The sequence below is a fragment of the Elusimicrobiota bacterium genome (assembly GCA_041660925.1).
In the GTDB taxonomy this organism is placed as follows: Bacteria; Elusimicrobiota; Elusimicrobia; order UBA1565; family UBA1565; genus JBAZUV01.
In genome coordinates, this window is record JBAZVI010000007.1 from 35,080 (window position 1) to 47,167 (window position 12,088).

The 12,088-nt window shown below is 69.0% G+C and carries 11 protein-coding genes; 7 read left to right on the plus strand and 4 right to left on the minus strand.

Translation table 11 applies throughout. The features are described 5' to 3' along the window. Positions 1-39 precede the first annotated feature (39 nt). Both WC969_10675 and WC969_10680 read right to left on the minus strand, forming a co-directional pair. Positions 40-1,275 carry a HAMP domain-containing sensor histidine kinase gene (locus WC969_10675; protein MFA6030308.1) on the minus strand — a complete coding sequence of 412 codons (1,236 nt, stop codon included), beginning with the start codon at positions 1,273-1,275 and terminating at the stop codon, positions 40-42. After that, the gene (locus tag WC969_10680) at positions 1,268-1,996 is read right to left on the minus strand and encodes a response regulator transcription factor (GenBank protein ID MFA6030309.1); all 729 of its coding nucleotides are present in this window, start codon (positions 1,994-1,996) and stop codon (positions 1,268-1,270) included. The genes WC969_10675 and WC969_10680 overlap by 8 nt, the downstream gene beginning before the upstream one ends. Before the next feature lie 206 nt (positions 1,997-2,202). Here WC969_10680 and WC969_10685 point away from each other — a divergent pair, with 206 nt between their 5' ends. Genes WC969_10685 through WC969_10695 form a run of 3 tightly spaced genes read left to right on the plus strand, consistent with a single transcriptional unit; the run spans position 2,203 to position 5,856 of the window. Next, the gene (locus WC969_10685; protein ID MFA6030310.1) at positions 2,203-3,828 is read left to right on the plus strand and encodes a hypothetical protein; all 1,626 of its coding nucleotides are present in this window, start codon (positions 2,203-2,205) and stop codon (positions 3,826-3,828) included. Beyond that, on the plus strand, positions 3,822-4,628 hold the full coding sequence (locus WC969_10690) for a prepilin-type N-terminal cleavage/methylation domain-containing protein (GenBank protein ID MFA6030311.1): 807 nt from the start codon (positions 3,822-3,824) through the stop codon (positions 4,626-4,628). Before WC969_10685 ends, WC969_10690 begins: the two co-directional genes overlap by 7 nt. Before the next feature lie 25 nt (positions 4,629-4,653). After that, complete coding sequence (locus tag WC969_10695) at positions 4,654-5,856, plus strand: hypothetical protein (protein MFA6030312.1); 1,203 nt, start codon at positions 4,654-4,656, stop codon at positions 5,854-5,856. A 60-nt stretch (positions 5,857-5,916) separates the two neighbouring features. Here WC969_10695 and WC969_10700 read toward each other — a convergent pair whose 3' ends face one another. After that, positions 5,917-6,948, minus strand: coding sequence for a DUF1646 family protein (locus WC969_10700; GenBank protein MFA6030313.1), 1,032 nt, complete (start codon positions 6,946-6,948; stop codon positions 5,917-5,919). Between the two features lie 36 nt (positions 6,949-6,984). On the opposite strand from WC969_10700, the gene tmk reads away from it, so the two are divergent. From tmk to WC969_10720, 4 genes are all read left to right on the plus strand, one after another. Beyond that, positions 6,985-7,611: a dTMP kinase gene (gene tmk, locus WC969_10705; protein MFA6030314.1), complete on the plus strand. Its 627-nt coding sequence runs from the start codon at positions 6,985-6,987 to the stop codon at positions 7,609-7,611. After that, entirely contained in the window at positions 7,608-8,534 is a 927-nt protein-coding gene (locus WC969_10710) for a hypothetical protein (protein ID MFA6030315.1), read from the plus strand. Before tmk ends, WC969_10710 begins: the two co-directional genes overlap by 4 nt. Beyond that, entirely contained in the window at positions 8,531-10,090 is a 1,560-nt protein-coding gene (metG, locus tag WC969_10715; GenBank protein MFA6030316.1) for a methionine--tRNA ligase, read from the plus strand. The genes WC969_10710 and metG overlap by 4 nt, the downstream gene beginning before the upstream one ends. A gap of 98 nt (positions 10,091-10,188) precedes the next feature. Further along, positions 10,189-10,956, plus strand: a complete 768-nt coding sequence (locus tag WC969_10720) for a M48 family metallopeptidase (GenBank protein ID MFA6030317.1) — start codon at positions 10,189-10,191, stop codon at positions 10,954-10,956. 332 nt (positions 10,957-11,288) lie between these two features. Here WC969_10720 and pssA read toward each other — a convergent pair whose 3' ends face one another. After that, positions 11,289-12,080, minus strand: a complete 792-nt coding sequence (pssA, locus tag WC969_10725; protein MFA6030318.1) for a CDP-diacylglycerol--serine O-phosphatidyltransferase — start codon at positions 12,078-12,080, stop codon at positions 11,289-11,291. Between the last annotated feature and the right edge of the window lie 8 nt (positions 12,081-12,088).

Here is a 12,088-nt window from a genome sequence, read left to right on the forward strand (position 1 = left end):
CGCATGGCGGGAGAGGGGTGCTTTATATCCGAAGCGCACTCAGGCCTTTTCGAAGCGGGGGATGGAGAAGACGAAGCGCGCGCCCTTCCCGGGGCCGTCGCTGAACGCCTCGATGTAGCCGCTGTGGTTGTGGAGGATGCGCTGAGCGGCGCTCAAGCCCAGGCCGTGCCCCTTGCGGCCCTTCGTCGTGAAGTAGGGGGTGAAGAGGCGGTCCTTCTTCATGGGATCGATGCCCGCGCCGTCGTCCCGGACCGCGAGCTCCGCGAAATCGAGGGTGTCCCCCGGATAGGACCACCAGGCCTTCTTGTGCGCGGGACGCAGGCGCACCTCCAGGGCTCCCCCCCCCGGCATCGCCTCGATGGCGTTCTGGACCACGGCATACACCGCCTCGTGCAGGAGCGTGCGGTCGCCGAGGATGGGGAACGACCGGCCGAGCCCGGAGACATGCAGGCGGATCCCCTGCTTCTCCAGCTGGGGGCGGGCCATGTCCAGCGCGCTGCGCACGGGCTCCCGCAGGTCGAGCGGCTGGAAGACGGTCTCCTCGACACGTCCGAGGTCGAGGAGGCCTGAGAGGATCTCCCGGCAGTGCAGGGCGCCGGTCCGTATCCCTTCGAGCTCTTCCTTCAGCTCCTGCGTTCCCGGACGCGCCTGGAGGACCTCGGCGTTGACGAGGATGGAGGTGAGCGGTCCCTTGATCCGATGGGCGACCTCGCCGGAGAGCTGTCCCATGGCCGCGAGCCGCTCCATCTGAAGGAGCTGCGACTGATAGCCCTGCTCGGCCTCCTTTCGCGCGTGGCTGGCGTCCTGGGACAGCACCGCCGCGATGAAAGCCATGACCCAGAGGAACGGGATGCGCAGCCAGAAGCCGGGGTCGCTCGGCAGGCCCTCCATGGGGGTCCAGGCCGAGCACATGTAGAAGACCGTGGCGACGGCGGCGACGATGAAGCATTGGGCGAGCTTGCGGGTCAGCGCCGCGCCGAAGATGATCATGAAGTAGGCGAGATAGAGGTCCGACTGCGGGTTCTGCGACCAGTGCACGGTCAGCGAGGCGAGGACCGCATCCCCGATGAGGAGCGCGCTCTGCCCCGGGACCGAGGAGAGCCGCTTCTCGGACACGAAGCGCAGGGCGGCGAGGATGCCGAACAGCGCCGCGCAGAGGAGCGGGAACTTGAAGACCCAGCCTTCGACCTCGCGCCGTTCGTAAAGGAAGAAGAGCAGGAGGATGGCGGTCAGCAGGCCCTGGAAGGCGAGGTAGACCTGTCGGCGCTCACGCATCGACGGAGAGGAAGCGGTAGCCGCGCTTGGGGACGGTCTCGATGAGCTTCGCGCCCGCGCCCAGCTTGCGGCGGATGTTCTTGATATGGGAATCCAGGCTGCGCGGGGAGGCGGGCAGACCGTAGGACGAGGAGTTCTCCATGAGATAGACCCGGCTCAGGACCCGGCCGGCGCTCTCCACGAGGAGGCGCAGGACCTCGAACTCCCGGGGCTGAAGATGCAGGGCGCGGCCTTTATAAGCGGCATCCCCGCTCTCCGGGTCGAGGCGCAGGCCCGAGGACTCGAGGGTCTTCCCTTTCGCGCGCGCGGGCGCGGGGACGGGCGCGGGCGGGGCGGCCCCCGGGAGCCCCTGCGAGCGCCGCAGCACCGCCGAGATGCGGGCGAGCAGTTCGAGGGCGCCGAAGGGCTTGGTCACGTAGTCGTCGGCGCCGAGGTTGAGGCCGAGGACCTTGTCCCCCGTGCTGGCGCAGCCGGTCAGGAAGATGACGGGGACGGCCGCGGTCGCCCGGTCGGCCTTGAGCGCCTTGAGCACGAGGCGGCCGTCGGCGCCGGGCATCATCACGTCGAGGAGGACGAGGTCCGGGCGCAGTTCCCGCACCGTCTCGACGGCGCGCTCGGGGCGCGGGAGGTGGACGAGCTCGTAGCTCTTCTCGAGGGTGAAGGTCTTGCGGACCGCCGCGACGATGGCCGGATCGTCCTCGATGATCAGAATCTTCGGCATCTCTCCCCGGGGACCTGCGGCGCGCGGCGGACGATGGGCCCTAGCCACGCGCCTTCCGATTGATTATAAAGCATTCATAACCCGCTCACAACGGATCCACACATCCCCCACAGGATCGGGCGATACTATGGGTGAGGGATAGAACGATGAACGCGCGCACGAGCTTCCGCGGACTTCGCAGGCTCCTCCGGAGCCGGCGGGGCTCCATGCTTCTCGAAACGGTCCTCGCGATCCTCATCATGACGACCGTCACGGTCGCCCTCGTGGCCCTCGTACAGAAGTCCATGATCGTCTCCTTCAAGGCGCGCGAGCAGATGACCTGCACGCGCATGGTGCAGAGCGGCTTCTCCCGCCTGAAGAACATCGACTTCTACTACCTCTTCGCCTCGGACAGCAACAACGCGAACCACGGCCTCTGGGCCGCGTACCCCTACAAGGGAGTCCTCGACGGCCTGAAGAGCACCCTCCTCGCCTCCAAGTTCGACCGCTTCCGCGTCCAGACCACCTTCATGCGCCGCGACACCTCGGACGCCAACGGCAACGGCTTGACCTCCGACCTCATCGCGTTCACGGACGCCAACGGGAACAACATCGACGACTACGATTCCAACATCCGCTTCCTCGACCAGAACGGCGACGGAGACCTCTACGACACCTACGCCTCCGGCGGGCGCACCGTGGCCGAGCAGCCCGACACCCACATCAAGAAGGTCCAGCTCGACGTCTTCCGCCGCGGCCGCTGGGTCTGCGGCCACACCGAGTACATCTCGCTCGAGCAGTTCTCGGGCGACTCGAACCCCTCCAGCGAGGCCGTGCTCAACCTGCTGGTCTCGACGCCCTCGAACAACGCGACCGTCTACCGGCAGGCCACGGCCGCGCAGACCAACGCCCTGGGCCTTTCCATCGCCAAGAGCTACCCCTCCGACCTCGTCCGCTACCGCGCCGACGCCTCGGCCCCGCTCCTCATCGCGGGGGAGACGGAGCCCCTGGCGAACGTGAACCTCTACGTCGGGGCCTCCGGGATCCTCGCGACGCTCGCCGCCGACGGCGCCGGCGCCTTCTCGGGCGCGCCGGCCCTCGTCACGAGCAACCTCGCCGAGGGCTCCAACCTCCTGACCGCGCAGTCCGCCAAGGACGCCTACACCTCGCCGGTGGCGCCCCGGACGCTCCTCTACGACTACGGCCTTCCGACGCTGACGAGCCCGACGCCTTCGGGGACGGTGAACACCAAGAGCCCGTACGTCTCGATCGTCCTGCGGGACGTCGGGCTCGCCACCTCGACGGTCAGCGGCATCTGCCTGGACGTCATCACCCTGAAGGTGAACGGTGCGGAGGTGGCCTACAACTACGACGCCACCCGCGGGACCATCACCTGGGTCGACGCCGCCTCGCGCACCTCCCCCATCCTCGCCGACGGCAGCTACACGGTCCTGGCCGAAGGCGGCGACTACGCGGGCTATAAGACCACGCACTCCTGGACCTTCTCCGTCGCGGTGCCGGTCACCGACAACTCGGCGCCGGCCGTCGCCAACAAGGTCCCCAGCGGCATGGCCTCCTCCCAGCTCCCGGTGATCTCGGTGCGCGTCTTCGACAACCAGAGCGGGATCGTCCCCTCGAGCATCCGCCTGAGCCTCGACGGCGCCGTCGTCGTCGACTCCTCGAACCTCGAGGACGCCTACGACCCCGCCTCCGACACCGTCTCCTACACCCCGTCCTCGCCGTTCGCCCCCGGGAGCGCCCACACCGTCGAGGTCAGCGTCGACCACTGGGCGACCGACCCGCTCGACAAGGTCAACCACACGGAATCCTGGTCCTTCAACGTCCCATGGTGAGGTCCCGCAGAGGCGTGACGCTCACCGAGCTCATGGCCGGGATGGCCATCATGGCCATCGTCTCGGTCGCCTTCACCTCGGTCCTGCGCTTCATGGTCAAGAACACCATGACCGCGCGCAACGCCGGCGAAGGGCAGGAGGCGGTGCGCCAGGGGCTCATGAAGGCCGAACGCCTGCTCGTGCACGCCGACGAGGTCCGCATCGCCTCGCCGACGCTCGTCGAGTTCGTCCTGGACCTCGACATGAGCCCCGGCTACGACGCCAACGGAGACCGCGACGGCGACGGCGTCCCGGACTACCGCGACGGGGACCGCGACAACGACGTCAGCCTGCTGGATTCCGCGACCGCGCAGTGGCGCCACGGCTACAACCTCAAGGACGACGACGAGGACGGGGACGGGAAGATCGACGTGCGCCGCCGCCTCTATCTCGACGCGGCCTCCCGCAAGCTCTACTCCGACATGAGCATCAACGAGGCGGCATGGGGCGGTCAGTACCTGCAGACGGTCATGGCCGACGTCTCCTCCTTCACGCTCACCTACTTCGGGAACAAAGCCAACGCCCTCGGAAGGAACATCGACGCCAACGGCGACGGCATCATCAGCTCCAACGAGATGGACTCCGTGACGCCCGCCAGCGGGATGGGAGACAACAACGGGAAGCTCGACACGGCCAACGAGAAGCGCTACGTCACGATGATGCGCATCTATCTGGCCAGCGACCGCAACCGGGACAACAAGACGGACTATGGAGTGGAGACCGATGTCTATCCGCCGCTCTTGCCGCTCAAGAGCCGTTGAGACCGAGGCGGGCCAGGCGCTCATCATGGCCCTGGTCATCCTGCTCTTCGCCCTCCCGGTGGGGATCACCTTCTACAAGTTCGTCAACCAGACCCTCAAGAGCGCCATCCAGGAGCGCCGACAGAAGGACGCCGCGCAGATCGCCAACGACGCGCTCACCGATTACATGCGCCAGTTCTCGCAGGACGTCTACAACGGGCACTACGACCTCGACGCCCTCTCTCACCCGGAGGCCTTCTACTCGGCCGGCTACTCGACGGTGTCCTTCATCCCCGATTCGGTCAACCGCACCCTCTACATCAACGCGCACGGGATCTACGGGACCACGGCGAACCCCCTGACGACGAAGGGCGTCGAGGCCCTCATCCAGTTCAGCTCCGATCTCACGCAGTTCGGCACGATGTTCAACGGGACGGCGTCGCTGGGCTACAGCAACATCGTCTACGACGGCGGCTTCTACGTCAACGGGAACTTCACCGAGACCGGGAGCAACGTCCGCTTCCGGGGCGGCCCCGTCATGGTGCGGGGGAACTTCAGCGGCACGGCGACGACCGTCGTCGACGGCGACGCCTTCGTCAGCGGCACGCTCAGCGGCGCGACCGTCAACGGGACCCGCTACACCTACGTGCCCAACGTGACCTGGCCCACGCTCGACTTCAAGTACTACGACGCCCATTACACCTACAAGACGACGGCGACCAAGGACATCATCTTCTACTCCACGGGGACCTTCCGCGAGGTGGGCGGGGCGAGCTACACCATCCCGGCGAGCGGCGCGATCGTCTACTGCGACAATTGCAACCTCCGCATCAAGGGGATCATCGCCGGGCGGGTGACGGTGGTGGCCGGGGCCGACGCGGCCGGGAACTGCAGCAGCACCGCCGGGAAGATCACCTTCAACGACAGCCTCTATTACGCCGGCGCGAGCTCGATCACCGCGAGCGCGACGAACTCCTTCTCGGCGCTCGGCCGCAACTGCATCGCCTGGAACAAGGCCAGCGGGAACATCCTCACCGTCGGGGTCAACTTCGTCCAGCAAGGGACCTCGAACATGGTCTGCGAGGGTTCCTCCCCCGGGAAACAGTGGATCTACGGCACCCGCACCCAGGTCATCACCGGCTCGGGCTTCAGCGGAGGGACGGCCATCGTCTACGACGCGAACCTCCGCGCCTACCCGCCGCCGGGCCTCCCCGAGAAGGCCCTCCTCGTCAACTGGAAGCTCCACTAAGCCGGGATCCCTTCGGGATCCGCGCAAGCCCCCTGGGGAACGCGGCGTCCGCCGCGTTGCTCAGGACAGCGTGAGGAAGTAGGAGGACATCAGCAGGAGGGCGGCGGGGATCCCCGTGCGCGCCCAGCGCCGGCTCGGGATCCCGAGTTTGCGGCAGACCACGAGGTTCGGGGCGTTGCCCGGCACCAGCGCCCCGCCGGCGAGGGCGAGCGCGACGACGATGTGGCGGAGCTGGTCCTGCGTGAGACTCGGCGTGACCTCGAGGGAGGCGAGCGTCGCGGCGTCGACGACGGCGGCGAGCGCGTTGAACCAGTAGAGCACCCCGGCGGAGAGCCCGATGAGAAGGCGGTCGGCCGCCGGCGCGAGTCCCGCGCCGAGCAGGACGAGCCCGCTGACGAACACGAAGGTGCGCCCGGCGAGGACGAGGATCGTCCAGAGGTCCAGCGGGTCCTCCGGGGGCGGCGCCGCGGGAGCGGACGCGGAGCGGGCGAGAAGACCGGCGAGCGCGGCGCAGGCGACGAGCGCCGGGAGGAGCCAGGCCCCGCCCAGCTCGAGGAGGTAGAAGATCCCGGTCGGGTACGGGGCGTCCGCGAGCCGGGCCATCACCAACGCGGCGACGGGTCCGCCGACCGGGCTCAACGAGCCGCCGAGACCCACGGCGAAGGCTCCGAGCACCGCGGCGTCGACGCGCCGCTCCTCCTCGAGGTCGAGCGCGCGAAGGACCTCGACGAGGAGGAGCGCGGCGACGATGGAAGTGATCAGCGGGGCGAGCAGCCCGGCGAGAAGGACCCCCAGACCGACGGCGGCGCGCACGCCGAGCCGCGCACCCAGGCGCCGCAGGCCGGAGCCGATCCTCTCGTGGAAAAAGGAGAAGAAGAGCGAGCCGGCGAGCAGGGCCCCGCAGATCTTCAGCGGCCGCAGGAGCGCCTCGCCCAGCAGCGGGAGCGACCACGACCAGGAGGAGGTGGCGGCGGCGACCCCGAGGGCCAGCAGAAACCATTCCAGCCGCCGCTCGATGCGCGCGGAGACCAGGGGGCCGATGAGCGCCCAGAGCACGCAGAGCGCGAGGATCCCGTCGCCGAAGGAAGGCATCCGGACGATTCTATCAAGTTTGCTATCATCCATCCGATGAAGGAGAAGGGCCTGTTCCTCGTCCTTGAAGGTCCCGACAAATCCGGCAAGTCCACCCACGCGGCCCGGCTCGTGCGCGAGCTGCGCTCCCGGGGTCGGCGCGTCGTGCACACCCGCGAGCCCGGCGGCACCGCCTTCGCCGAAGCCGTGCGCGCGCTCCTGCTCTCCCCCCGCTACAGCGTCTGCGCGCTGGCCGAGCTCTTCCTCTATGAGGCCGCTCGGGCCCAGCACACCGAGGAGGTCCTCCTCCCTGCGCTGCGCCGCGGCGCGATCGTCGTCTGCGAGCGCTACACCCTCGCCACCCTCGCCTACCAGGGCTTCGGCCGCCGACTGCCCCTTCCCATGGTGCGCCTGCTCAACCGCATCGCGACCTCGGGTCTGCGCCCGCGCCGGACCCTCGTGCTCGACGTGCCCGAGGCGCGCTTTCGCGACCGGGACCCCGGCCGCCGCCTCGACCGCCTCGAACGCGAGGGCCGCGCGTTCCGCCGACGCGTGAGGGAGGGGTACCGGCGCCTGTCCCGACGGGAGCCCGGCACGACGGTCATCGACGCCGACCGGCCCATCGAGGCCGTGCACGCGGAGCTTCTGCGCCGCGTCGAGCCCCTCCTGACGAAGGTCGGATGAGCCTCGCCTCCATCGTCGGCCACGAGCGCCCCCTCGCCGCCCTGCGCCGCCTGCTCTCCACGCGCCGCCTGCCGCCGGCCCTGCTCTTCGCCGGCCCGCGCGGAGTCGGGAAAAAGAAGGCCGCCCTCGCGCTCGGCCGCGCGCTCAACTGCCTCGCCCCGGCCATGGACGGGGACTCCTGCGGCGAGTGCGACGCCTGCGTCCAGGCCGCGAAGGGCCTCGACGCCGACGTACGCCTCATCGACGCGGACTACCAGGCGGCCCTCCTCGAGGAGGACGCGGCCAAGCAGCGCACCCTCCACGTGGACACCGTGCGCGCGGCGATCGCCGACGTCGAGATGCGCTCGCTGCTCGGGCGCCGCAAGACCGCGATCCTCGACGACGCCCACCTCCTCGTCCCCGCGGCGGCCAACGCCATGCTCAAGGCGCTCGAGGAGCCGCCGCCCGGCACGCTCTGGATCCTCGTCACGCACCAGAGCGAGCGGCTCCTGCCGACGATCCGCTCACGCTGCCACCTCCTGCGCTTCGGCCCCCTCGCGCCCGCCGACGTGCTGCGCGTGCTCCGCGCGGAAGGCCGCGACGACCCCGGCGCCGAGCGCGCCTCTGAAGACTGCGAAGGCTCCGTCGCGCGCGCCCTCTCGCTGCTCGACGCCGCCGCCCCCGACCCCTCCGAGTGGCTCGCCGACCCGCTGGCCCCCTTCCGCCTCGCCGAGGGCCTGCCCCGGGAGCTCCACCTCCAGCGCGCCCTCGTCGAGGAGCACCTCGCGCGCATGTCGCGCCACCTGCTGCGCGGACCGCGCAGCGCGGCCGCGCGCTCGGCCCTGCGCGAGCTCGCGCGCCTGCGCGCCGCCCTGGCCTCCAACGTGGACCCGCGCCTGACCCTCGAACTCGCCGCCCTGCGCCTGCAGGCCCTCTCCAAATGAAAAGCTATTACCTGACCACGCCGCTCTACTACGTCAACGCCGCCCCCCACATCGGCCACGCCTACACCACGGTGGCCGGCGACATCCTCGCGCGCTATCAGCGCCTGCGCGGCCGAAAGGTCCACTTCCTCACCGGTACCGACGAGCACGGCGCCAAGATCGAGGCGGTCGCCCGCGAGGCCGGCACCGACCCCAAGAGCTACGCCGACGCCGTCGTCGTCGAGTTCCGCGAGCTCTGGGCCCATCTCGGCATCACCCACGACGACTTCATCCGCACCACCGACCCGCGCCACGCGCGGCGCGTGCAGGCCGTCTTCGAGCGCCTCAAAGCGACCGGCGACGTCTACGAGGGCGTCTACAAGGGCTACTACTGCCGCTCGGATGAGACCTACTTCACCGAGACCGAAGCCCCGCCCGACGAGAAAGGCCGGCGCCTGTGCCCGAACTCCGACTGCCGCCGTCCCCTCGAGCTCATGGAGGAGGCGAGCTGCTTCTTCCGCCTCTCCAAATACGGCCCGCGCCTCCTCGAGCACTACAAGGCGCACCCCGAGTTCCTCCAGCCGCCGCACCGCGCCAACGAGATCGTCCGCTTCGTCGAAGAGGGCCTGCGCGACCTCGCGGTCACGCGCAGCAAGGTCGCCTGGGGCATCCCCGCGCCCTCGGTCCCGGGCCACGTCATCTATGTCTGGTTCGACGCCCTGCAGAACTACATCACCGCGCCCGGCTACAACCCCCCGGGCCTCGCCGCGGCCGACGCCTCCGCCCCCGGCGCTTTCGAAAGCGCCTGGCCCGCCGACGTGCACCTGGTGGGCAAGGAGATCTACCGCTTCCACACCGTCATCTGGCCCGCGATGCTCATGGCGCTCGACCTGCCGCTGCCGAAGAGCGTCTTCGCGCACGGCTGGTGGACGGTCGAAGGGAACAAGATGTCCAAGTCCAAGGGGAACATCGTGGACCCCCGCGCCGTCACCGCCGAGTACGGCGTCGACGCCTTCCGCTACTTCCTCTTCCGGGAGATGCCCTTCGGCAACGACGGGAACTTCTCCAAGGAGTCCTTCCAGCGCCGCTACAACGCCGAGCTCGCCAACGACCTCGGGAACCTGCTCAGCCGCGTGACCCAGATGGCGGAGAAGTACCTCGGAGGGAAGCTCCCCGAGAAGCCCGTCTTCGAGCGCGCGCTCTTCCCTTCGGCGCTCGCGGGGAGCGCCGCCGTCGAAGCCTCGCTGGAGCGCCTGGCCTTCCATGAGGCGCTCGACGCGGTCTGGGCGCTCGTGCGCCGGCTCAACGAGCAGGTCGACCGCGAGAAGCCCTGGGAGAAGGCGAAGAGCTCCCCCGAGGTCCTGCCCGGCCTCCTCTACGACCTCGTCGCCTGCCTGCGCCTCATCGCCGTCTGGATCGCCCCCTTCATGCCGCTGACGGCCGACCGCATGGCCGAGCAGCTCGGCCTTCCTCTCCCGCTGCGCTGGGACGATCCCGTGCTGCGCTCGGGACCGGACGGCGCGGTCGTGCGCAAAGGGGAAGGGCTCTTCCCGAGAAAGCAGGCGAAAACGCCCTGAGGGTCGTTTCCGCCTGGAGGAGTAAGGATATGTCGAACCTCCGCCCCCCCTGGACCCAAGCCCCCCCGAAGAGCGCCGCACGCGCACGGCCCATTCTGATGGCGGCGGCGCTTGTCGGACTCACGGCCGCATGCCAGAGCGTGCCCTACACCGGACGCACGCACATGATGCTCGTCTCGCAGGACGAAGAGATCCAGATGGGCGAGCAGGCCTACCGCGACACCCTGAAGAAGTCGAAGCTGTCGACCGACCGCGAGCAGGTCGAGCTCATCCGCAAGGTCGGCGCTCGCATCGCGCAGGCCGCCGAGAAGCCCGACTACCGCTGGGAGTTCAACCTCCTCGAGGACGGCCGCACCCTCAATGCGTGGTGCCTGCCCGGCGGGAAGGTGGCCTTCTACACCGGCATCCTGCCGGTGACGCGGGATGAGAACGGCATCGCCGTCGTCATGGGCCACGAGGTGGCCCACGCGCTCGCCCGCCACGGCTCCGAGCGCATGAGCCAGGGGATGCTCGTCAACTTCGGCGGCCAGGCCCTGAGCGCCGTGCTCACCCAGCAGCCCGCCGCCACCCGCCAGCTCTACGGCCAGGTCTACGGCCTCGGCACGGGGCTCGGCATCATGCTCCCCTACAGCCGCAAGCATGAGAGCGAGGCCGACAAGATCGGCCTCATCCTCATGGCCAAAGCCGGCTACGACCCGACGCACGCCCTCGAGTTCTGGAAGCGCATGGAGAAGGCGGCCGGAGGCGGCGGGAAGGGCTCCCCGCTCGAAGGCTTCATGCGCACGCACCCCACCGACGCGGACCGCCAGCGCCAGCTCCAGGAGTGGCTGCCCGAAGTGCGGTCGCAGTATTACCACCCGCAGTAGCGTACAACCCGACCGGCGGGAACTTCCGCCCCCCCTCGAACGTATTCATTGTTGCGGCGTCGTTGCGGCGTCAGGCACCGCAACTTATGCAACTTATTGGCGGGACGGAGGGCGGAACGGCAAATAGCGAATCCTGGACGCGCTTTCGAATAAGTTGCAAAAGTTCACGTCTGACCCCATTAGGATAACGCTAATTACAGTTCCTTATCTCCCCCTCCTGCGGGCGTCCGCACTACGTGCAGCGGACCTGGCGCTATCAGCGTCGGTGCGCCAGCGTGGGCAGGGGGAGGGGGCAGGGAGAGGGAGTTGCGGAATCCTATCGCACGGAACGTCTATATCCCTTCCCCATGGGGGGCGTCGTCGGGGCGGTGCTTCGGACGGCGGATGACGAGCCCCATCAAGCCCGAGAGGACGTAAAAGAGGAAGATGAGGAAGACCGCGTTCTGAGGGTAGAGGTAGACCCCGACGAGCGCGGCGACCACCAGCAGCGCGAGCCGCAGGTTGCGGCCCTCGGCCAGGTGCTTCTGCTTGAATGCCGCGTAGGGGATGGTCGAGACCATCAGCAGGCCCAGCCCCACGAGCATGAAGGGGCCGAGCATCGCCAATACGGGGATCTCGCGCATGAGCGGGCCGAAGGCGCGCACCGGCCGTCCCTCTTCCACGATCTGATAGAGCAGCACGAAGGACGCCAGCAGTCCCGCCCCGGCCGGGATGGGCAGGCCCGAGAAATGCGTCTTGGAGCCCGTGCCGGCCTGCGCGATCGCGTTGAAGCGCGCCAGGCGCAGCCCCCCGCCCAGCGCGTAGACGAAGGCGGCGATCGCGCCCCAGAGCCCGTAGTCCTTGAGGAGGAGTTCGTACATCATGTAGGCGGGGGCGATGCCGAAGGTCAGGAAGTCGGCCAGGGAGTCGAGCTCCACGCCGAAGGTGCTCTCGCCGTGGACGAAGCGCGCGATGCGGCCATCGAGCATGTCGAAGGCGATCCCGCCGAGGATGAGGGTCGCGGCGGCCGTGAACTCGCCGATGTCGGCGGCCAGGAGCGAGAAGAAGCCGCACGCCATGTTCCCCATCGTGAACAGCGAGGGGGCCAGGACCTGCCCGGAGCGCTTGAGCTTGCCTTTATCCATTCCGGACG